This window comes from Chelativorans alearensis, assembly GCF_010993735.1.
Taxonomy (GTDB): domain Bacteria; phylum Pseudomonadota; class Alphaproteobacteria; order Rhizobiales; family Rhizobiaceae; genus Chelativorans; species Chelativorans alearense.
In genome coordinates this window covers 120,121-139,144 of sequence record NZ_WQNI01000020.1, presented here as the reverse complement: position 1 = coordinate 139,144, position 19,024 = coordinate 120,121, and the positions used below count along the sequence as shown (strand labels likewise).

Here is a 19,024-nt window from a genome sequence, read left to right as displayed (position 1 = left end):
CCGGGGGTGCTGGGTATGAGACAGCATCACGGAAAAGCCGGGCACCGGGTGAGAGACGGTGCCAGGCGACCGCGGAGAAGCCGCTAGGGTTTCGCATGGCCCGGCTAAGACCACCCCGTAATTGGGTGCAGCCGGGAAAGATGGAACCCAAGTGACCGGCCAACCGTCGGGACAGCCTCCGGTGGGGCGCGTCGGACGCGCCTTATTTGAGGCGCTCCCAAGCGCCTTGTGCGGTGCCGAAGACGCGCCCCGCTTCCCACTTACTCAATGGCCAGACGGTGTAAGAGCCGGGCGTGGCAACGATGGTGCGCGCCCGCCCTCACCCTGAGCCTGTCGAAGGGCAGGAGGAACCCGAAGGAGCAAACACAATGGCCGCTAGTCCATCTCCGCTGCCGGGACGGCAGCCGTCCGTCTGGCGTTCCCCCGGACATGCTGCTAGAAGGCTGGCCTTCTGACTTCGCGAAGGAAACAACCCATGGCTGCCAGCAAACCGCGCCGGGCGGAGATCGGCCGCAAGACGAACGAGACCGAGATCGCCGTGACCGTCGACCTCGACGGCGAGGGCCGTTTCGACGTCGCCACCGGCGTCGGCTTCTTCGACCATATGCTGGAGCAGCTTTCGCGCCATTCCCTCCTCGACCTGACGGTGAAGGCGAAGGGCGACCTGCACATCGACGACCACCACACGGTGGAGGATTGCGGCATCGCCATCGGTCAGGCCATCGCCGCCGCCCTTGGCGAGCGGCGCGGCATCACGCGCTACGCCTCGCTGGACCTCGCCATGGACGAGACGCTGACGCGCGCGGCGGTGGACGTTTCCGGCAGACCCTTTCTCGTCTGGCAGGTGGCTTTCCCCTCGCCCAAGATCGGCACCTTCGACACCGAGCTGGTGCGCGAGTTCTTCCAGGCGCTTTCCCAGAACGCCGGCATCACCCTGCACGTGACGAACCACTACGGCGCCAACAGCCACCACATCGCCGAGACCTGTTTCAAGGCGGTGGCGCGGGTGCTGCGCGCGGCGTGCGAGGCCGATCCGCGCCAGCCGGAGGCCGTGCCCTCCACCAAGGGCACGCTCAAGGGCTGAGGTCGGGCGATGGCAACTTATCTCGTTCTGGAGCCCGGCGGCGCATCGCAGGAAAAGGCGGAGAAGGCCGTTGTCGTGCGTGACGGCTTCTCCTTCCTGGCCTTCTTCATGCCGTTCTTCTGGTTCCTGTGGCACCGCATGTGGCTGGAGGCGCTGGCCGCGCTGGCACTCGGCCTGATATTGGGCGCACTGGGAGCTCAGCCGGGATACGCGGCGCTCTCGCTCGGCCTCTCGCTGCTCCTGTCCGCCCTCATTGGGCTGGAGGCGCGGTCCTTGCGCGTCGCTGCCTTAGGCAGGCGCGGCTGGACCCTGTGGGGCGTCGTGGAGGCGGGGAGCCACAACGAGGCCGAGATGCGCTACGCTTCGGAGGCTGCCCCGCCCGCCGCGCCGCTCGCCGTCAAGGCCCCGCCTCACGCCGGCCCGGCCAAGGGCTCCTCCTTCGACCTTCTCGACTATCCGCGCGGAGGTTGAGCATGCGCGTCGCCATCATCGACTACGGCTCCGGCAATCTGCGCTCGGCCACAAAGGCCTTCGAGCGCGCCGCGCGCGAGGCCGGCATCGCCGCCGAGATCGAGCTGACCGCCGACGCCGCGCGCGTGCGGACGGCGGACCGCATCGTGCTGCCCGGCGTCGGCGCCTATGCCGACTGCCGCGCCGGCCTCGACGCGGTGCCGGGGATGACCGAGGCCGTCGAGGAAGTCGCTATCGCGAAGGCACGCCCCTTCCTCGGCATATGCGTCGGCATGCAGCTGATGTCCGACCGCGGCCTGGAAAAGACAGTGACGCAGGGCTTCGGCTGGATCTCCGGCGACGTGAAGGAGATGACGCCCGCCGACCCGACATTGAAGATCCCGCAGATCGGCTGGAACACGATCCGCGTAACCCGGCCCCACCCGCTCTTTACCGGCATCCGCACGGGCCCGGACGGCCTGCACGCCTATTTCGTACACTCCTACCACCTCGACGCAACGCGCCCCGAGGACGTGCTGGCCGTGGCGGATTATGGCGGCGAAGTCACCGCCGCCGTCGCCCGAGACAACCTCGCCGGCACCCAGTTCCACCCCGAAAAGAGCCAGACCCTGGGTCTTGCCCTCATTGCCAATTTCCTCAGGTGGCAGCCGTGATTCTTTTCCCCGCCATCGATCTTAAGGACGGCGAGTGCGTGCGGCTGAAGCTCGGCGAGATGAGCGAGGCGACGGTCTACAATGCCGACCCGGCGGCCCAGGCGAAGGCCTTCGAGGACGCGGGGTTCGAGTGGCTGCACGTGGTCGATTTGAACGGCGCCTTCGCCGGCGAAAGCCGCAACGGCGCTGCCGTCGAGGCCATCCTGCGCGCCACGAAGAACCCGGTTCAGCTCGGCGGCGGTATCCGCTCGCTCGCCCAGATCGAAGCCTGGCTCGACAAGGGCCTCGCCCGCGTCATCCTCGGCACGGTGGCCGTGCGCGACCCGGCGCTGGTGCGCGAGGCGTGCGAAAAGTTCCCCGGCAGGATCGCCGTCGGCATCGACGCCCGCGGCGGCAAGGTGGCGGTGGAAGGCTGGGCCGAGACGTCGGATCTTTCGGCTACCGAACTTGCAAGGCGTTTCGAGGGCGCAGGCGTGGCCGCTATCGTCTACACCGATATCGACCGCGACGGCGTGCTGGCCGGCATCAATTGGGACGCCACCATCGCACTCGCCGACGCCGTCTCCATCCCCGTCATCGCCTCGGGCGGCCTCGCCTCCATGGCCGACATAGAGCGCATGACGCGCCCCGACGCGGCAAAGCTGGAAGGCGCCATCTCCGGGAGGGCGCTGTACGATGGGCGCATCGATCCGAAGGAAGCGCTGAAGGTGTTGCGGGAGGCGCGCGCATGACCCTCAAGGCTCGTGTCATCCCCTGCCTCGACGTGAAGGACGGCCGCGTCGTCAAGGGCATCAACTTCGTCGATCTCGTCGATGCCGGCGATCCGGTGGAGGCGGCGAAGGCCTATGATGCGGCCGGCGCCGACGAGCTGTGCTTCCTCGACATCACGGCGAGCCATGAGAACCGCGAGACCATCTTCGACGTGGTGGCGCGCACGGCGGAAGAGTGCTTCATGCCGCTGACCGTGGGTGGCGGCGTGCGGCAGGTTGCCGACATTCGCAAATTGCTTCTGGCCGGCGCCGACAAGGTGTCGATCAACACCGCCGCGGTGAACGATCCCGAATTCGTCGCCCGCGCTGCCGACAAGTTCGGCAACCAGTGCATCGTCGTCGCCATCGACGCCAAGAGGGTGTCGGCCGAAGGGGAGGCGGATCGCTGGGAAATCTTCACCCATGGCGGGCGCAACGCCACCGGCATCGATGCCGTCGCCTTTGCCGAGCGCGTGGTGGCGCTGGGCGCCGGCGAAATCCTGCTCACCTCGATGGACCGCGACGGCACCAAGGCCGGTTACGACGTCGCGCTGACACGCACGATCGCCGATGCCGTGCGCGCGCCGGTGATCGCCTCGGGCGGCGTCGGCACGCTGGATCACCTGGTCGAAGGTATCCGCGACGGTCACGCGACGGCCGTGCTCGCGGCCTCGATCTTCCATTTTGGAACCTATACGATCGGCCAGGCAAAGCAGCACATGGCCGATGCGGGAATCCCCATGCGGCTCGACCCTGCAGACCAGGAGGCGCGCGCATGAGCCGGTTCGATATTTCTTCCCTCGAGGCCATCATCGCCGAGCGCGCCCGCTCGGGCGATCCGGATTCCTGGACGGCGCGCCTCCTTGAAGGCGGCATGGAGAAGGCGGCGCAGAAGCTCGGCGAGGAGGCGGTGGAAACGGTCATCGCCGCCGTCTCCGGCAATCGCAAGGCGATCGTTTCGGAAAGTGCGGATCTTCTGTATCATTGGCTCGTCGTGCTTGCCCTCGCCGGCATTCCGCTGGACGAGGTGATGGCGGAGCTTGAAAGCCGCACCGGGCGCTCCGGTGTGGCCGAGAAGGCCGCACGCGTAAGATCGTCGGACAAGCGGCGTGGCTGACCTTGCCCTTGGAACGGAAACGGCTCTGATGGATCAGCTTGTATCGGGCGAACGCTACTCTCCCTACCGCATCTTCACCGCAGAGGAATGGGCGGCCTTCCGCGATGACACGCCGCTCACCCTGACGGAAGACGAGGTGCGGCGCCTGCGCTCCCTCAACGACCCGGTGGATCTGGAGGAGGTGCGGCGCGTCTACCTCTCCATGTCGCGGCTGCTTTCGGCGCATGTGGAGGCCAACCAGCTTCTGTTTCGCCAGCGCCAGGTCTTCTTCGATGCCGACGACGCGGTAAAGGCGCCTTTCGTCATCGGCATCGCCGGTTCGGTCGCCGTGGGCAAATCGACGACCGCGCGCGTGTTGAAGGAGCTCCTCGCCCGCTGGCCTTCGAGCCCCAAGGTCGACCTGGTGACGACCGACGGCTTTCTCTATCCCAACGAGACCTTGCGGCGCGAGAACCTGATGGACCGCAAGGGCTTTCCCGAAAGCTACGACATCCGCGCCATCCTGCGGTTCTTGTCGGCCATCAAGGCGGGCCTGCCCAACGTGCGGGCGCCGCTTTACTCGCACTTCACCTACGACGTCCTGCCCGGCGAGTTCGTCACCATCGACCGCCCGGACATCCTCATCTTCGAGGGCATCAACGTCCTGCAGACACGCGACCTGCCGGAAGACGGCAAGGCGGTGCCGTTCGTGTCCGATTTCTTCGATTTCTCGATCTATATCGACGCCCCGGAAGAGCTGATCCACCAGTGGTATGTCGACCGCTTCATGCGCCTGCGCGAGACGGCATTCCAGGACCCGCAGTCCTTCTTCCACCGCTACTCCAAGCTGGCGGCGAATTCGGCCCACGCGATCGCCGAGCAGCTCTGGGCGAACATCAACCTGAAGAACCTGCGCGAGAACATCCTGCCCACCCGCCCGCGCGCCGACTTGATCCTGCGCAAGGGGACGAACCATCTGGTCGAGGAAGTAGCGCTCAGGAAGCTGTAGGTGGATTGACGCGTCGCAGAGTGAGGTTGATGCGCCCGCCGTTCTTCAGAAGCGGCGAGGTATCGGGATAAATCCTGTCCACCCCGTGGTAGCAAAGCCGCCCCTCGCCGCCGAGCACCACCACGTCGCCGCTTTCCAGCCGGAAGGAGACCGTCTTGTCGGAGCGGCTGGTGCCGCCGACGCGGAACAGGCAGGCATTCCCCAGCGAGACCGAGACGACGGGAGCCGCGAAATCCTTCTCGTCGCGGTCCTGGTGCAGGCCCATCTTCGCCGTGTCCGTGTAGTGGTTGACCAGGCAAGCCTCGGGCGGATGCGGGTACGCCGCCACCGCCTCCCACAGGGCGGTGAGGCGCTCAGGCATCGGCGGCCACGGCTTGCCGGTCACGGGGTGGGTGTCCTGGTAACGGTAGCCGCGCTCCTTGTCCGTCACCCAGCCGAGAGGCCCGCAATTGGTCATGCGCACGCTCATCGGCTTGCCGGTCTTGGGCATGGCCGGCACGTAGAGGGGGGCTGCGGTCACCACGGCGCGGATGTCGGCGATGAGCGCTTCCTGCTCGTGTCCGTCGAGGAACCCGGGGAAATGCCGCACGCCGCTTGGAAGAACGAGCATGGCCTCTCTCAAAGCGCGCCTCGGCGCAGACCGCAAAAGCCGCGCCAAGGCAAGTCATACCGGTGCCAATATGGTGCCCGCGGGCGCCTTCTTAAAGTTCGGGAATGCGCAGCACCTGGCCGGGGTAGATCTTGTCGGGGTGCTTGAGCATCGGCGTGTTGGCTTCGAAGATGACCGTGTGCTTGGCGCCGTTGCCTTTACCATACTGCGCTTCGGCGATCTTCCAAAGGTTGTCGCCCTTCTTTACCGTGTAGAAGACAGGATCCTTGGCCGCCGTGCCGCCCACCTTCAATTCGGTGGCCTCCACCTTGGAGATACCAAGCGTGTTGCCGACGGCGATCACCGCCTTCTCGAACGCCGACTGATCTTTCACCTCGCCCTTCAGCACCACCTTGTCGCCCTGTAGTTCCACATCCACCTTGTCGGTGCCGAGCTTGTGCGAATCGAGTTCCTTTTTCACCGCGTCCGCCGCCGGTGGGTCCTCGTCGACCATGCCCAGCTTGGTGCCGACTGATTTCACGAAGTCGAAAATGCCCATGGGAATCTCTCCGTTCGAATTGCACCCCCATGAGATGTGTAACCGACGAATATTTCAATCGCAAAACGTCCGATGGTAAACGCCGGGTTGGCAGCGTGGTTCATTCCGGTGGAATCTTGCCGCGCATCTTCTTCACCTGCGCTCGTCCCGCCTTCGCCTTCAGCCGCCGCTCGACCGCGCCTTTCGAGGGTTTCGTCTTCTTGCGCGGCTTGGGCGGCGGCTCGGCGGCCTTTTTCAGGAGTTCGGTAAGGCGCGCCCGCGCATCGGCACGGTTCTGCTCCTGCGTGCGGTAGCGCCCCGCCTCGATGACGATGTGGCCTTCCTTGGTCGCTCGGCTCCCCGCAAGCTTCAGCGCCCGCAGCCGCACGCGCTCCGGCAGGTGGCGCGCATGGGCGGCATCGAAGCGCAGCTGTACCGCCGTCGCCACCTTGTTGACGTTCTGCCCGCCAGGCCCCGAGGAGCGGATGAACTGCTCCTCCAACTCGTCCTCGGCGACATAGACCCCCGGCTGAATGGTGAGACCGCCTTCGGCCATTGTCCTTGCGTCCTCGTTCCAGCGCTAAAGCAGTCCCGCCTCCTGCGCCTTCTCCTTCAGGTTCACTTGCAGGCGTGGTCCGATTTGCTGGATCACCAGTGCCGCCGCCAACGAGCCGAGCCGGGCGCAGTCGGCAATGCTGCGCCCGCGGGTGTAGCCGAACAGGAAACCGGCGGCGTAGAGATCCCCCGCCCCGGTGGTATCCACCACGTTGTCCACCGGCACCGCATCCACCGCCACATTCTCTTCCCGCGTCATGGCGATCGAGCCGCGCTCCGAGCGCGTGACGATGGCCAGCCGGCAATCGCTCCGGATGGCCTCCAGCGCCGTCTCGAAGGAGGACGTCTGATAGAGCGACATCAGCTCATGCTCGTTGGCGAAGACGATGTTCACCGTGCCCGAGCGCATCAGCTCCAGAAACTCATCGCGGTACCGATCGACGCAGAACGGATCGGATAGCGACATGGCCATCTCGCGGCCGGCCGCATGGGCGATTTCGGCCGTCATGCGGATCGCCTCCTTGGCGCGCGGCGGGTCCCACAGATAGCCCTCGAAGTAGCTGACCTTGGCGCCCTTCGCCTTGTCCTCCTCCACGTCCTCCGGCCCCAGTTCGAGGCAGGCGCCGAGATAGGTGTTCATGGAGCGCTCGCCGTCCGGCGTGACGAAGATCATGGAGCGCGCCGTCGGCGGGTGGCCCGGAAGCGGCCGCGTGTCGAAGGCCACGCCCTGGGCGCGGATATCGTGCGTATAGATCTCGCCAAGCTGGTCGCTCGAAACCTTGCCGAAGAACGCCGCCCGGCCGCCCAGCCCCGCCACGCCCGCCGCCGTGTTGCCGGCGCTTCCCCCCGATGTCTCGATGGCTGGCCCCATGCGCTCGTAGAGCAGGGCCGAGCGCTCGACGTCGATCAGGTTCATGGCGCCCCTGATGATGCCGTTCTCGGTCAAAAACCGCTCGTCGCACCGGGCAATGATGTCCACGATGGCATTGCCGATGCACAAAACGTCGAACGAACTCATTTAAATCTCCGAAAAGACAGGCCGGAACGGCGGGAGGTTTCGGCGGGTTTACCGTCTCGACCGGGATTTGCAAGACCGGTGCATATTCCATGTACGCTTGCACCGGCCGCTGTCGCCGCCTATCTCGCGGGTTCACCTCGCGTTTCGATGAAGGCTTCTCCATGATTTTCGATGCCGCGCGCGCTGCCGCCAGCCAGCTTTTCACACCTGCCTTCCGCGGCGCGTTTTTCAAGTCGCTCGGCCTCACGCTCCTCCTCCTGGCCGGCCTGTGGCTCGCGTTCAAGGAATTGTTCGAGGTCTACGCCATGCCCTGGCTCGACGCGCTGCTGCCGGGCCTGCCGGCCTGGGCGGGTTGGCTAGGCGTGCTGGCGGCGGTGACGGCGGGTATCGGCCTGGCGCTCGCCCTGGCGCTCCTCATCGCGCCGATCACGGCGGTCGTTGCCGGCCTCTTCCTCGACGATGTCGCCGAGGCGGTGGAGACGGTGAGCTACCCCCAGGATCCGCCGGGCGAGGCGGTGCCCCTGGTGCCCGCCGTCTGGCTGTCGCTTAAATTTTTCGGCGTCGTCGTTCTGGCCAACCTTGCCGCGCTTCTGCTCCTGCTGGTGCCGGGGGTGAACATCGTCATTTTCCTCGTCGTCAACGCCTATCTGCTTGGCCGCGAGTTCTTCGAGTTCGCCGCAATGCGCTTCCGCAGCGAGGCCGAGGCGAAGCGGCTCCGCCGCCACCACGCCGGCACCATCTTCCTCGCTGGCTTCGTCATCGCCGCCTTCCTCGCAGTGCCGCTCCTCAACCTGCTGACGCCGCTTTTCGCAGCGGCCATGATGGTGCATCTGCACAAGATGATCTCGGCGCGGGAGACTACGGCCTGAACGCTAGCCGTTCCACCGCATGCGCATGTAGGCGCCCCCGCGTTCCAATTCGTCCAGCATCTGGTCAAGCCGCTTTTGCCGTGTCTCCGGCCGCCTGGCGCGGGCGATCCAGCCAAGATAGTCGTTGCGCTGGTAGGGCGGCCGCGCCTCGTAGGCCGCCATGAGGCCTCTTTTTTCCAGCTCGGCCCGCACGTCGTCGGGCATCGGGTTGGATGGACGTCGCAGGGTCATGGCGCGAAGATTGGCAAATCCGGTCTTGTGGCGCAATCGAAAGGATGCATGACTGCGCGCGGCATTCGCCTGTTCCTTTCGACGTCATCGAACGCCTGCCGGCAAAAGGGGGAAGCATGCTGACAGACCTTCTGCTCGCCATCTTGCACCACCTCTTCGTCTTTCTGCTTGCCGGCGTGCTCGCCGGAGAATTCGTGCTGGTGCGCACCGGGCTTTCGGGCCGCGATCTGAAGGTGCTTGCCCATATCGACCGCATGTACGGCATGACGGCACTCGCCATCATCGTGGTGGGCGTCTGCCGCGTCGTCTTCGGGCTGAAGGGCTGGGAATATTACCTCGCCAGCGGCGCCTTCTGGGCCAAGATGGCCGCCTTTGCCGCCGTCGGCATCCTTTCTGTCAAACCCACCATGCGCATCCTCAAATGGGTGCGCGCGGGCGAGGGGTACACCGTTCCGGATGCCGAGATCGCCGCCACACGCCGCTTTCTCAAGTTGGAAGTGGCCGTCTTCGCCCTCATCCCCATCTTTGCCGCCATGATGGCGCGCGGCGTGAGTTAAACCTTCTCCGCCTCCCGCCTCGCCTCGATCGGCACCAGCGGCGCCGGCACGTCGGTCGTCTTTTCCGGCGCCTTGCAGATATCGGCAATGATGCAGGCTGGGCAGTCGGGCTTGCGCGCCTTGCAGACATAGCGCCCGTGGAGGATCAGCCAATGATGGGCGTGGCGCAGGAATTGATCCGGGATGACTGAGAGCAGGTTCCGCTCCACCTCTTCCGGTGTTTTCCCCGGCGCCAGTTCGATGCGGTTGGCGATGCGGAAGATGTGCGTGTCGACCGCCATGGTCGGCTGGCCGAAGGCCATGTTGAGCACCACATTGGCCGTCTTGCGCCCCACGCCAGGCAGTTTCGTCAGCGCCTCGCGGTCGCCCGGCACCTCGCCGCTGTGGTCGCGGATCAGCGCCTCGCAAAGCGCGATCACGTTCTTCGCCTTGTTGCGCCACAGCCCGATGGTGCGGATATAGCCGCCCAGCTTCTCTTCGCCGAGCGTCAGCATCTTCTCCGGCGTGTCGGCGATCTTGAAGAGCGGCCGCGTCGCCTTGTTCACCCCGACGTCCGTCGCCTGTGCCGATAGCACCACGGCGACCAGCAGCGTGAATGGGTTCACGTGCTCCAGTTCCCCCTTCGGCTCCGGCCGCTGTACACGGAAGCGGCGGAATATCTCCTCGATTTGCTGCGGGCTGTAGGCGGTGAGCGCCTTCTTGCTTGTGGTCTTGCGGGATGCCTTCGGCTTCGCGGGCGCGGTATTTTCGGGCTTGGGCTTTTGCATCCTGCCTCTATAATTCGAATGATGGACGAAAAGAATGCCGCCGATCAGCCTTTCTTCAAGGCACTCCTCGTTCCCCACCGTTCGCTGGGCCGCACGGGGTTCGCCGTTCTGATGGCCGCCCTCTTCCTCATCTGGCTCACTGTCGGAGCACTTTTCCTGAGCGCCGGCGCCTGGCCTGTCTTCGGCTTCTTCGGCCTTGACGTCCTTGCCCTCTACATCGCCTTCCGCGTCAACTATCGCGCTGCCCGTGCGCGCGAGGAAGTGTCCTTGTCGCGGGTGAGCCTCGACATCCGCAAGGTGCTGCCTTCCGGCCGCTCCGAGGAGCACAGCTTCAATCCCTTTTGGGCCCGCTTCAGAGTACAGAGGCACACCGAGATCGGCATCACCGGCATGGCCGTCGAGGCGCGGGAGAAGCGCGTGCTTCTGGGCAGTTTCCTGAACCCTGATGAGCGCGAGAGCTTCGCCCAGGCCTTCAGCCACGCCCTTGCCACGGCAAAGGGCCGTTAAGCAGGCAAGAATCGGGTGGTGTCGCGCATGCCTTCCTCACATATTGGCGTTCAAGGAGTAGATGCCATGAACGCAGAACTTGCCATTCTTGAGCGCGACATCACGCCGGCCGGCAACGACTATGAGGTCGTTGCCGGGTCGTCGAGAAGATCAGCCTCGATTACCGTAACCAACCCTCGCTGGAGGCGCTGGCCGCCGATGTCGGCGAGACACCGACGGGTCTGCAGAAGCTCTTCACCCGCTGGGCGGGGCTTTCCCCAAAAACCTTCCTGCAGGCCGTCACCCTCGACCACGCCCGCCGCCTGCTCGACGACGGTATGCCGCTTCTGGAGGCTTCGCTGGAGCTGGGCATGTCCGGCCCGGCCCGCCTGCACGACCTGTTCGTCACCCACGAGGCCATCTCACCGGGCGAATACAAGGCGCGCGGCGAGGGATTGGTCATCCGCTACGGCTACCACCTCTCCCCCTTCGGCCTGGCTCTCGTCATGGTGACGGACCGTGGCCTGGCCGGCCTCGCCTTCGCCGACCCCGGCGAGGAGCAGGCTGCCTTCAAGGACATGAGCGCCCGCTGGCCGAACGCCGCCTACGTGGAGGATCTCTCCGCCACCGCGCCCTATGCCGCCCGTGTCTTCGACCCGGCGCGCTGGCGCGCGGAGGAGCCGTTGCGTGTCGTCCTGATAGGCACTGATTTCCAGGTGCGCGTGTGGGAGGCGCTGTTGAAGATCCCCATGGGCCGGGCCCGCGCCTATTCCGATATCGCCACTGAAATCGGCCGTCCCAGCGCCTCGCGCGCCGTGGGGGCCGCCGTCGGGGCCAACCCTCTATCCTTCGTCGTGCCCTGCCACCGGGCGCTCGGCAAGTCCGGTGCGCTGACCGGCTATCACTGGGGCCTGACGCGCAAGCGCGCCATCCTCGGTTGGGAGGCCTGCCAGCTTCAGGCGATCGCGTGAACGGAGATTGACCTTCGCGGCAAAGCGGCTAGCTTCCGGCGCACCAGTTGCCGGAGGCTCAAGCGTGATCACCATCGTCGGTTCCATCAATCTCGATCTCATCGCCCGTGTGGAAAGGCTGCCCGGACCCGGCGAAACCGTGCCGGGAGACGACTTCTCCACCGCGCCCGGCGGCAAGGGGGCGAACCAGGCGCTCGCCGCCCGCCGCGCCGGCGCCCCTGTGCGCATGGTTGGCGCGGTGGGCAGCGATGCCTTCGCCGGCGAGGCCGTGGCGCTTCTCAAGGAGGCCGGCGTCGACCTCTCGGCGGTGAAGGAACGCGATACCGCCACGGGCACGGCAGTCATCCTGGTTGGCGGCGACGGTGAGAACATGATCGCCGTCATACCCGGCGCCAATGGGCAGGTCCTGCCGCAAGACGTGGAGCAGGCTGCTTTCCGGCCCGGCGAATTCGTTCTCCTGCAGCATGAAGTGCCCCTTGAAACCGTGAAAGCCGCCCTCGAGGCCGCGCGCGCGGCCGGCGCGGTCTCGCTCCTCAACACCGCTCCCTTCCATGCCGAAGCGGCGGGTTTCCTCGCGCTCGCCGACTACGTCATCGCCAATGAGACGGAATTCGACCTTTACGCCGAAGCGCTGGCGCTCGAAGGCGAGGACCGGGAGGCGCGGATGCGCGCCTTCGCCAAGGATACGGGCCGCACAATCGTTGTAACCCTTGGCAAGGACGGCGTCGTGGCGGCCACACCGGAAGACTTTCTCCGCGTCCCCACCCTTTCCATCGCCCCCGTCGATACGGTGGGCGCGGGCGACACCTTCTGCGGCTATCTGGCGGCGGGCCTTGCCGACGGACTGGCGCTCAAGGACGCATTGCGCCGTGCTGCCGTTGCCGGCGCTCTCGCCTGCCTGGAGCCCGGCGCCCAACCGGCCATTCCCATCCGCGCCGACGTGGATGCGGCAGCGGCCCAGTAAGCTGGACAAGATCTCGCCGCTATGCATCCTGAGCAGTAGAGGGAGGCGCCGCAATGTCGCTCGAAACCTACACCGCCTATGTCGTCGTCTGTCTCGTCGCCACCGTTGTCCCCGGCCCGACGAACATGCTGATCGTTGCCAACGGCATGCGCCATGGCGTCGGCGCAGGCCTTCTCAACGTCGCCGGCACCTTGGCCGGCCTTACGGTCATGATCACCGTCGCCGGCGTTGGATTGACGTCGCTCATCGAGCTGGCCGGCCACTGGTTCACCTGGGTCAAACTGGCTGGTGCGGCCTATCTGTGCTGGATCGGCTGGAAGATGATCCGCGCGAGCGGCGAGCCAGCCGGCAGTGCGGCGGCGGCGAAGCCGCGGCGCGGCTTTTTCCTGCAGGGGCTCCTCGTTTCGCTCGGCAATCCCAAGCAACTCCTCTTCTTCGGCGCCCTGCTGCCGCAATTCATAGATCCGGCAGGCAATCACGTGCTGCAGATCGCCGTGCTCGGCGGCACCGCGCTCGCATTCTCCCTGCTTTCCGACGGCAGCTACGCCATCGCCTCCGGCAGCATCGGCCGCAGGCTCGGCGCGAATGCCATGCGCCGCATCGGGCGCATTGGCGGCACCTTCCTCATCGGCGGCGGCTTGTGGCTCGCCTTTGCACGGGCAAGATAGGCCGCTAGAGCAATTCCAGGAAAAATGGACGCCGGTTTTCCGTCCGGAATTGCGACAAAACAAGGAGTTAGACCAATGCATCGATTCTATGAAACGATGCATTGGTCTAAAGCCGCCCCAGCCGCTCCGTCAGCATAGTGAAGAAGCCGTCGTGGTCGATGTGGCGCATGACGAGGGCGTTCTTCGGCCGCTGGGTCACGCCCCACCAGTCGATCACCGTCATGCCCATGGTCAGCTCCGAGCCCGTCTCGACGCTCACATTGCATGTGCGCCCTTTGAAGAGACTGGGTTCGAGCAGATAGGCGACCACACAAGGATCGTGCAGCGGTCCACCGTCGGAACCGTATTTCTCCTCGTCGAAGCGCTCGAAGAATTCGAGCATTTCAGCCGTGGCGACGCCTACTCGCGTGCCGAGATTGCGGATGGCGGCAACGCGCTTTTGCATCGTCAGCGCCTGGTGGGTGACGTCGAGCGGCATCATGACGATGGGAATGCCGGAGCGGAAAACGACGTCGGCCGCGTGCGGATCGACATAGATGTTGAACTCGGCCGTCGGCGTGACATTGCCGCCCTCGAAGAAGCCGCCGCCCATCATGACGATCTCCTTGATGCGCGGTGCGATCTTCGGTTCGCGCACCAGCGCCAGTGCGACGTTTGTGAGCGGCCCCAGCGTGCACAGGGTGATCTCGCCGGCCTCGTGCTCCATCAGGGTCTCGACGAGAAAGTCGACCGCGTGCGCTTCCATCAGCGGCATTTGCGGCTCCGGCAGATCCGGCCCATCGAGCCCTGTCTTGCCGTGCACCTCCTCGGCGGTAACCAGTTCGCGCACCATGGGGCGGATGGCTCCGGCATAGACCTTCGTCTCCGGCCGGCCGGCCAATTCGCACACCTTGCGCGCGTTCTTCTCCGTCAGCGCCAGCGGCACGTTGCCGGCCACCGCCGTTATCCCAAGCACGTCGAGCTCCGGGCTTGCCAGCGCCAGCAGGATGGCCACGGCATCGTCCTGGCCGGGATCCGTGTCGATGATGATCTTTCGCGCCTGCCGCACGGGTTCTCCAATCCTTCTTGAATCCGCAAAAGTAACCAACCATATCAAGGCCACGGGCAGAAACGCCATTCGGGTTTTTGCTTGTCCACGTCGCTCTTTGAGGACAGGAACAGATGACGCGCATGACGCCTTTCTCGAACCCGCTTCTTTTGGGGTTCGACAGTATGGAAAAGACGCTCGAGCGGATCGCCAAGTCGGGCGACAGCTATCCCCCGTACAATATTGAGCGTATTCGCAATTCAGAAGGGCGGAGCGAGCGCCTGCGCATCACGCTGGCGGTAGCCGGCTTTGCCGAGCAGGATCTGGAGGTCACGACCGAGGAAAACCAGCTCGTCGTGCGTGGTCGCCAGAACGATGATGTCGAGCGCGAATATCTGCACCGTGGCATCGCCGCGCGCCAGTTCCAGCGTGTCTTCGTCTTGGCCGACGGCATGCGGGTCCTGAACGCGGAGCTCAAAAACGGACTTCTGGCCATCGATCTCGACAGGCCCCAGCCGGAACGGCTGGTGCAGAAAATAGACATTTCGGTGAAGGACTGACGGCCGCGAAGCTGCGTTTTCGACGCAACCAAGAGGCTCTTGGCGGGTTGGGCCACTATGGACGGCCCGCAAAATAGGAGGCTGACATGACTGAGAACGAACGCAAGATCACCGTGACCCAGCAGCAGCTGGCCCATATCGGCGAAGGCGCGGTCGCCTACATGCGCGAGATGGACGCCGAGGACCTGAGGGGCAAGTTCCCGGGCGTGCCGGATATGGCGCCGGGCACCAAGCTGTGGGCCCTGTTCGCCGCCAACGGACAGCCCATCCTCCTGGCCGACGCCCGCGACGCCGCGCTTGCCGGAGCGTTTGAGAACGACCTGCAGCCGGTCAGCCTGCACTAAGCGGCCGACCGCGGCTCTCCCGCCCAGCTCCCTGTAACGCAGAGGGCCTGACGGCTATCACGCCGTAGTGCGTTTGCAACCGTCGGGCGGCCATGCCAAAGAATTTGGCATGGGAAAGCCGACGCGCAAGGACGGGTGGGCGTGAAGCCTAGAGAAGCGGAAAAACCGAAGAGTTTCATTGTCGGCGGAGCGGAGATTGCCGCTCCGCCGCTTCAGCCGGCGCTCTATCTCGTCGCCACCCCGATCGGCAACCTCTCCGACATCACGCTGCGCGCGCTGGAAACGCTTGCCGGCGCCGATATGCTGGCCTGCGAGGACACGCGGGTAACACGGGTGCTGCTCCAGCGCTACGGTATCCGCCGGCGCATGACAGCCTATCACGAGCATAATGAGGCCGAGGCCGCGCCTCGGCTGATTGCGGCAATCGAGGAGGGAAAGAGCGTGGCGCTCGCCAGCGACGCTGGTACGCCGCTCGTCTCCGATCCCGGTTTCCGATTGGTGCAAGCGGCGCAGGAAAAGGGGCTGCGGGTTGTGCCGCTGCCCGGACCTTCGGCTGTTCTGGCAGCGCTTACGGCCTCCGGGCTGGCAACGGACTCATTTTTGTTTGCCGGATTTCTTCCGACCAAGACAAAACAGCGCGAGAATCGGCTCGAAGCCCTTGCGGCCGTACCGGCGACGCTGGTGTTTTTCGAATCGCCGCGCCGGCTGGCCGCAAGCCTGGAGGCCATGGAGAGGGTGCTCGGCAAGCGCCAGGCGGCGGTGGCGCGCGAACTGACCAAGGCATTCGAGGAGGTACGGCGGGGGACACTGGATGCCCTTGCCGCGCACTATGCGGAAGCCGGAGCGCCGAAGGGCGAAGTGGTGGTCTGCGTGGCGCCGCCCGGCGAGGCGGGACCGGCGGATGCCGAGGAGACGGATCGGCTGCTTCTGGCGCTTGCTGCCGAAATGCCGGCAGCGAAGGCGGCAGGCGAGGCCGCCCGTATGACCGGCGGAAGGAAGTCCGAGCTCTACCAGCGGCTTCTGGAGCTGAAGGAGGGGCGGGGTGGGAACTGACGGGCTGAAGAAGCGGCAGCGGGCCTACCGCAAGGGCCACCGCGGCGAGTGGCTGGCCGCGCTTGCCCTGGTTCTGAAGGGGTATCGCATCGTCGCCCGGCGCTTTCGTACCCCGCTGGGCGAGATCGATCTGATCGCGCGGCGCGGCAATCTTGTCGCCATCGTCGAGGTGAAGGCGCGGCCGACGCTGGAGCAGGCGATGGAGGCGGTGGGATATACGGCGCAACGGCGGATCGACGCCGCCGCAAGCCTTTGGCTTGCCCGCCAGCCGCACTATGCCCGCCTCAACCTACGCTACGATCTGGTAGCGGTGCTGCCGCGCCGCTGGCCGGTGCACGTGGAGAACATCTACACAAGCGGCTAGCCACCTCGGTCCTTGCATGGGATTTTACGCAGGCGCATTCTGTTTCCCCTCAATCAGCCAGCAGGGGAGTGAGCGTCATGTGCCATCATTGCGTCACCGAGAGCGTTAAATCGCGCATGCTCAGCCGTCGTGATTTCTTCCGCGCGTCCGCCGCCGCAGGCGCCGCCGCCGCGGTGGTGTCCACACCGAACCCTTTGCTCGCGCAAAGCGCGAGTAGGGTGGAAGACATGACCCATGAGCTGCACGAGGGCTTTCCCACCTACTTCGGAGAACAGCAGTTCTTCGTCGATCAGAAGTTCAACTACGCGGATCACAAGTTCAACATCAACGAGTGGCGCCTCAACGAGCATACGGGGACTCACGTGGATGCGCCGCTGCATTTCTCGGAGGATGGGCTGTCCGTGGCGGAAATTCCGGTGGGCGATCTGGTCTGCCCGCTCGCCGTTATCGATATCCGCGAGAAGGCGTCGGCGGACCCGGACGCGCAGGTGACACCCGAGGACATCGAGGCTTGGGTCTCTGCCAATGGCGAAATTCCCGACGGAGCCTGTGTGGCCATGCTGTCGGGCTGGGGCGCGCATGTATCAAGCGACAAGTTCCGCAACGTCGGAGACGACGGCAAGACGATGCATTTCCCCGGCTTTCACATCGAAGCGGCAGAGATGCTGATGGAAGAGACCGGTGCCAGAGGTATGGCCGTCGACACGCTGTCGCTCGACCATGGTCCCTCACCCGATTTCGCGGTGCATTATAGCTGGCTGCCGTCCGGGCGCTGGGGTTTGGAATGCATCGCCAATCTGGAGTCCCTACCCGCCAGCGGCGCGACGTTGGTCGTCGGTGCGCCGAAGGTCCGGGGTGGTTCGGGCGGGCCGGCGCGCGTCTTCGCGATGGTTTGACGGGCGACTAGCTAACGGCGGCTCACCTTCATGGGCAGGCCGCCCTGGGGTTGGGTGGTGAGCTTCTGCACCGGCCAGGGTTTGGTCTCGGGCAGAAGGTCGAAGCGGTAACGTGACATCAGGACAGCCATGGCGATGACCGCTTCCTGCATGGCGAAGGTGGCACCGATGCATACGCGCGGGCCGGCGCCGAAAGGGAGATACTGGAAACGGCCGATCTGCTCGCGGTTTTCGGGGTGGAAGCGCGAGGGACGGTACGCCTCCGGGTCGTCCCACAGCTTGCGATGGCGGTGCACCGTCCACGGCATGACGAGCACCTGCATACCTTTCGGAATCTCCAGATCCGCATAGGTGTCGCCGTGGATGGCCTCGCGGTTGATGGAGGGGGCCGGCGGGTAAAGCCGCATGGCCTCCTCGAAGGCGGCACGCGCGAGCGGCATCAGGTCCAGCCATTTCACCGGGTCCGGCTCCGAGGCGAGTACCGCGTCGATCTCGGCCTCTATGCGGGCCCGTTCCTCCGGCAGGTTGGCAAGGCAATAGAGTGTCCAGCCGAGCGCCCGTGCCGTGGTCTCGTGACCGGCGCCGATGAAGGTGATGATGTTATCTTCGATCTCCTGGCGGGCGAGGCCGTCCGGGCCTTCGGCGCGGAGCAGGAGGGTCAGGAAGTCTTCAGGGGCCTCGTCCTTCCGCGCCAGCTTCTCCTTTCGCATTTCCATAGTGCGGGCGACGATGTCGCGGAAGAAGGCGAGCGAGTTGCGGCCGAGGATCCGGGTGACGCGCGGCAGCCAGTCGGGGGCGCCGAGAAGGTCGAGCGGATCGACACGGCCCATGGTCTCGAACAGACGGTCGACCTGATGGGCAAAGCTGTCCGGCTCGCCGGCGATCTCGCCGGAGAACAGAGTCTCGGCGAGTATGTCGAAGGTGAGCATGGTCATGTCGCGCGAGACGTCGGTCGTGCCGCCGATCCGCTCCTCGTAGCGCGCGGCGAACGCCTCGGCCTCCTTCAACATGGGCCTTGCAAAGCCGGCGATATGACGTGGGGTGAAGACCGGGGCCATGGCCTTGCGCGAGCGCCGCCACACTTCGCCCTCTGCGGTGAGCAGCCCGTCACGCAGGATGGGCCGGAGGATCTTTTGGCGCACGCGCGCCATCTTGTAGTTCTTCGCGTTGTCTACAAGGATGTGGCGAATGAGGCCGGGATCGTTGGCGATCAGGAGCGGCCCGCCGATGCCGCCGCTGATCGAGATCCACGGTTCGTTGTAGGAAGGCTCTCCCCACAGCTCCAGCGGATTGCGGTAGACGATGCGCATCATCTGAAGCGTCGAGGGCGGCTTCTGCCGCGGGCTCGGCGCTGGCGGGCGGAAGGAGGCGGTCGCGGTGTCCATCGGCGTTCCCATCTGCCGATATAGCTAAGCCCTGGGGGGCGGACGTGCAATCGCGATGGTGCCGTCTGGAACATGGACCACGTCACGATGTTGGGGACGGGATGTCACCGACAGAGGAGT

The 19,024-nt window shown here is 65.5% G+C and carries 25 protein-coding genes and 1 pseudogene; 18 read left to right on the top strand and 8 right to left on the bottom strand.

The annotated features are described in order from the left end of the window. The first annotated feature begins 475 nt into the window (after positions 1-475). The 7 genes from hisB to coaA are packed head-to-tail and all read left to right on the top strand — an operon-like array spanning position 476 to position 5,062. On the top strand, positions 476-1,084 hold the full coding sequence (gene hisB, locus GPJ75_RS24865; protein ID WP_163272469.1) for an imidazoleglycerol-phosphate dehydratase HisB: 609 nt from the start codon (positions 476-478) through the stop codon (positions 1,082-1,084). Positions 1,085-1,093: 9 nt separating this feature from the next. Next, positions 1,094-1,555, top strand: coding sequence for a DUF2628 domain-containing protein (locus GPJ75_RS24860; RefSeq protein ID WP_163272467.1), 462 nt, complete (start codon positions 1,094-1,096; stop codon positions 1,553-1,555). A gap of 2 nt (positions 1,556-1,557) precedes the next feature. Beyond that, a complete protein-coding gene (gene hisH, locus GPJ75_RS24855; protein ID WP_163272465.1) occupies positions 1,558-2,208 on the top strand; it encodes an imidazole glycerol phosphate synthase subunit HisH in 651 nt (216 codons plus the stop codon). After that, entirely contained in the window at positions 2,205-2,939 is a 735-nt protein-coding gene (gene hisA, locus GPJ75_RS24850) for a 1-(5-phosphoribosyl)-5-[(5-phosphoribosylamino)methylideneamino]imidazole-4-carboxamide isomerase (RefSeq protein WP_163272463.1), read from the top strand. Before hisH ends, hisA begins: the two co-directional genes overlap by 4 nt. Beyond that, complete coding sequence (hisF, locus tag GPJ75_RS24845) at positions 2,936-3,736, top strand: imidazole glycerol phosphate synthase subunit HisF (protein ID WP_163272461.1); 801 nt, start codon at positions 2,936-2,938, stop codon at positions 3,734-3,736. The genes hisA and hisF overlap by 4 nt, the downstream gene beginning before the upstream one ends. After that, entirely contained in the window at positions 3,733-4,074 is a 342-nt protein-coding gene (locus GPJ75_RS24840; protein WP_163272459.1) for a phosphoribosyl-ATP diphosphatase, read from the top strand. The genes hisF and GPJ75_RS24840 overlap by 4 nt, the downstream gene beginning before the upstream one ends. A 28-nt stretch (positions 4,075-4,102) precedes the next feature. Then, positions 4,103-5,062 carry a type I pantothenate kinase gene (gene coaA, locus GPJ75_RS24835; RefSeq protein ID WP_163272456.1) on the top strand — a complete coding sequence of 320 codons (960 nt, stop codon included), beginning with the start codon at positions 4,103-4,105 and terminating at the stop codon, positions 5,060-5,062. Here the strand turns inward: coaA and GPJ75_RS24830 are convergent. The 4 genes from GPJ75_RS24830 to GPJ75_RS24815 all read right to left on the bottom strand — a co-directional run bounded on the left by GPJ75_RS24830 (position 5,049) and on the right by GPJ75_RS24815 (position 7,762). After that, the gene (locus GPJ75_RS24830; protein WP_163272454.1) at positions 5,049-5,672 is read right to left on the bottom strand and encodes an alpha-ketoglutarate-dependent dioxygenase AlkB family protein; all 624 of its coding nucleotides are present in this window, start codon (positions 5,670-5,672) and stop codon (positions 5,049-5,051) included. The two genes, coaA and GPJ75_RS24830, sit on opposite strands and share 14 nt — an antisense overlap. Before the next feature lie 91 nt (positions 5,673-5,763). Beyond that, positions 5,764-6,210, bottom strand: a complete 447-nt coding sequence (gene lysM, locus GPJ75_RS24825) for a peptidoglycan-binding protein LysM (protein WP_159586968.1) — start codon at positions 6,208-6,210, stop codon at positions 5,764-5,766. Between the two features lie 100 nt (positions 6,211-6,310). Next, positions 6,311-6,745: an alternative ribosome rescue aminoacyl-tRNA hydrolase ArfB gene (gene arfB, locus GPJ75_RS24820; protein WP_163272451.1), complete on the bottom strand. Its 435-nt coding sequence runs from the start codon at positions 6,743-6,745 to the stop codon at positions 6,311-6,313. A 24-nt stretch (positions 6,746-6,769) separates the two neighbouring features. Then, positions 6,770-7,762: an adenosine kinase gene (locus GPJ75_RS24815; protein ID WP_163272449.1), complete on the bottom strand. Its 993-nt coding sequence runs from the start codon at positions 7,760-7,762 to the stop codon at positions 6,770-6,772. Between the two features lie 161 nt (positions 7,763-7,923). On the opposite strand from GPJ75_RS24815, the gene GPJ75_RS24810 reads away from it, so the two are divergent. Beyond that, positions 7,924-8,631, top strand: a complete 708-nt coding sequence (locus GPJ75_RS24810) for a sulfate transporter family protein (protein WP_163272447.1) — start codon at positions 7,924-7,926, stop codon at positions 8,629-8,631. Positions 8,632-8,634: 3 nt separating this feature from the next. On the opposite strand, the gene GPJ75_RS24805 is transcribed toward GPJ75_RS24810, so the two are convergent. Further along, entirely contained in the window at positions 8,635-8,862 is a 228-nt protein-coding gene (locus tag GPJ75_RS24805; protein WP_163272445.1) for a YdeI/OmpD-associated family protein, read from the bottom strand. Positions 8,863-8,978: 116 nt separating this feature from the next. Between GPJ75_RS24805 and GPJ75_RS24800 the strand changes: the two genes are divergently transcribed. Further along, a complete protein-coding gene (locus GPJ75_RS24800) occupies positions 8,979-9,419 on the top strand; it encodes a DUF2214 family protein (RefSeq protein WP_163272443.1) in 441 nt (146 codons plus the stop codon). Here the strand turns inward: GPJ75_RS24800 and nth are convergent. Continuing rightward, a complete protein-coding gene (gene nth / locus GPJ75_RS24795) occupies positions 9,416-10,186 on the bottom strand; it encodes an endonuclease III (protein WP_163272441.1) in 771 nt (256 codons plus the stop codon). The two genes, GPJ75_RS24800 and nth, sit on opposite strands and share 4 nt — an antisense overlap. A 21-nt stretch (positions 10,187-10,207) precedes the next feature. Between nth and GPJ75_RS24790 the strand changes: the two genes are divergently transcribed. From GPJ75_RS24790 to GPJ75_RS24775, 4 genes and pseudogenes are all read left to right on the top strand, one after another. After that, positions 10,208-10,693: a DUF2244 domain-containing protein gene (locus tag GPJ75_RS24790; RefSeq protein WP_163272439.1), complete on the top strand. Its 486-nt coding sequence runs from the start codon at positions 10,208-10,210 to the stop codon at positions 10,691-10,693. A 66-nt stretch (positions 10,694-10,759) separates the two neighbouring features. Next, positions 10,760-11,643: pseudogene (locus GPJ75_RS24785) on the top strand (methylated-DNA--[protein]-cysteine S-methyltransferase). A 64-nt stretch (positions 11,644-11,707) separates the two neighbouring features. After that, on the top strand, positions 11,708-12,607 hold the full coding sequence (locus GPJ75_RS24780) for a ribokinase (protein ID WP_163272437.1): 900 nt from the start codon (positions 11,708-11,710) through the stop codon (positions 12,605-12,607). Between the two features lie 53 nt (positions 12,608-12,660). Continuing rightward, positions 12,661-13,275 (top strand): LysE family translocator, encoded by a 615-nt coding sequence (locus GPJ75_RS24775; RefSeq protein ID WP_163272435.1) that lies wholly within the window; start codon positions 12,661-12,663, stop codon positions 13,273-13,275. A gap of 106 nt (positions 13,276-13,381) precedes the next feature. Here GPJ75_RS24775 and GPJ75_RS24770 read toward each other — a convergent pair whose 3' ends face one another. Further along, positions 13,382-14,323, bottom strand: a complete 942-nt coding sequence (locus GPJ75_RS24770) for a nucleoside hydrolase (protein ID WP_163272433.1) — start codon at positions 14,321-14,323, stop codon at positions 13,382-13,384. Between the two features lie 113 nt (positions 14,324-14,436). Between GPJ75_RS24770 and GPJ75_RS24765 the strand changes: the two genes are divergently transcribed. The 5 genes from GPJ75_RS24765 (at position 14,437) to GPJ75_RS24745 (ending at position 17,519) form a co-directional block, all read left to right on the top strand. Further along, the gene (locus GPJ75_RS24765; RefSeq protein WP_163272431.1) at positions 14,437-14,862 is read left to right on the top strand and encodes an Hsp20 family protein; all 426 of its coding nucleotides are present in this window, start codon (positions 14,437-14,439) and stop codon (positions 14,860-14,862) included. 86 nt (positions 14,863-14,948) lie between these two features. Beyond that, positions 14,949-15,206: a BQ00720 family protein gene (locus tag GPJ75_RS24760; protein WP_163272429.1), complete on the top strand. Its 258-nt coding sequence runs from the start codon at positions 14,949-14,951 to the stop codon at positions 15,204-15,206. Positions 15,207-15,347: 141 nt separating this feature from the next. Next, complete coding sequence (gene rsmI, locus GPJ75_RS24755; protein WP_163272427.1) at positions 15,348-16,259, top strand: 16S rRNA (cytidine(1402)-2'-O)-methyltransferase; 912 nt, start codon at positions 15,348-15,350, stop codon at positions 16,257-16,259. After that, positions 16,249-16,623, top strand: coding sequence for a YraN family protein (locus GPJ75_RS24750; RefSeq protein ID WP_163272425.1), 375 nt, complete (start codon positions 16,249-16,251; stop codon positions 16,621-16,623). The genes rsmI and GPJ75_RS24750 overlap by 11 nt, the downstream gene beginning before the upstream one ends. A gap of 77 nt (positions 16,624-16,700) precedes the next feature. Then, complete coding sequence (locus GPJ75_RS24745) at positions 16,701-17,519, top strand: cyclase family protein (protein WP_163272423.1); 819 nt, start codon at positions 16,701-16,703, stop codon at positions 17,517-17,519. Positions 17,520-17,530: 11 nt separating this feature from the next. Here GPJ75_RS24745 and GPJ75_RS24740 read toward each other — a convergent pair whose 3' ends face one another. Next, complete coding sequence (locus tag GPJ75_RS24740; RefSeq protein ID WP_163272421.1) at positions 17,531-18,904, bottom strand: cytochrome P450; 1,374 nt, start codon at positions 18,902-18,904, stop codon at positions 17,531-17,533. Positions 18,905-19,024: the final 120 nt, after the last annotated feature.

Bases quoted from the DNA above. Each gene is read 5' to 3' on its own strand.
- hisB (WP_163272469.1), top strand. From the start codon at position 476: ATGGCTGCCAGCAAACCGCGCCGGGCGGAGATCGGCCGCAAGACGAAC.
- GPJ75_RS24860 (WP_163272467.1), top strand. From the start codon at position 1,094: ATGGCAACTTATCTCGTTCTGGAGCCCGGCGGCGCATCGCAGGAAAAG.
- hisH (WP_163272465.1), top strand. From the start codon at position 1,558: ATGCGCGTCGCCATCATCGACTACGGCTCCGGCAATCTGCGCTCGGCC.
- hisF (WP_163272461.1), top strand. From the start codon at position 2,936: ATGACCCTCAAGGCTCGTGTCATCCCCTGCCTCGACGTGAAGGACGGC.
- GPJ75_RS24840 (WP_163272459.1), top strand. From the start codon at position 3,733: ATGAGCCGGTTCGATATTTCTTCCCTCGAGGCCATCATCGCCGAGCGC.
- coaA (WP_163272456.1), top strand. From the start codon at position 4,103: ATGGATCAGCTTGTATCGGGCGAACGCTACTCTCCCTACCGCATCTTC.
- GPJ75_RS24830 (WP_163272454.1), bottom strand. From the start codon at position 5,672: ATGCTCGTTCTTCCAAGCGGCGTGCGGCATTTCCCCGGGTTCCTCGAC.
- lysM (WP_159586968.1), bottom strand. From the start codon at position 6,210: ATGGGCATTTTCGACTTCGTGAAATCAGTCGGCACCAAGCTGGGCATG.
- arfB (WP_163272451.1), bottom strand. From the start codon at position 6,745: ATGGCCGAAGGCGGTCTCACCATTCAGCCGGGGGTCTATGTCGCCGAG.
- GPJ75_RS24815 (WP_163272449.1), bottom strand. From the start codon at position 7,762: ATGAGTTCGTTCGACGTTTTGTGCATCGGCAATGCCATCGTGGACATC.
- GPJ75_RS24810 (WP_163272447.1), top strand. From the start codon at position 7,924: ATGATTTTCGATGCCGCGCGCGCTGCCGCCAGCCAGCTTTTCACACCT.
- GPJ75_RS24805 (WP_163272445.1), bottom strand. From the start codon at position 8,862: ATGACCCTGCGACGTCCATCCAACCCGATGCCCGACGACGTGCGGGCC.
- GPJ75_RS24800 (WP_163272443.1), top strand. From the start codon at position 8,979: ATGCTGACAGACCTTCTGCTCGCCATCTTGCACCACCTCTTCGTCTTT.
- nth (WP_163272441.1), bottom strand. From the start codon at position 10,186: ATGCAAAAGCCCAAGCCCGAAAATACCGCGCCCGCGAAGCCGAAGGCA.
- GPJ75_RS24790 (WP_163272439.1), top strand. From the start codon at position 10,208: ATGGACGAAAAGAATGCCGCCGATCAGCCTTTCTTCAAGGCACTCCTC.
- GPJ75_RS24775 (WP_163272435.1), top strand. From the start codon at position 12,661: ATGTCGCTCGAAACCTACACCGCCTATGTCGTCGTCTGTCTCGTCGCC.
- GPJ75_RS24765 (WP_163272431.1), top strand. From the start codon at position 14,437: ATGACGCGCATGACGCCTTTCTCGAACCCGCTTCTTTTGGGGTTCGAC.
- GPJ75_RS24760 (WP_163272429.1), top strand. From the start codon at position 14,949: ATGACTGAGAACGAACGCAAGATCACCGTGACCCAGCAGCAGCTGGCC.
- GPJ75_RS24745 (WP_163272423.1), top strand. From the start codon at position 16,701: ATGTGCCATCATTGCGTCACCGAGAGCGTTAAATCGCGCATGCTCAGC.
- GPJ75_RS24740 (WP_163272421.1), bottom strand. From the start codon at position 18,904: ATGGACACCGCGACCGCCTCCTTCCGCCCGCCAGCGCCGAGCCCGCGG.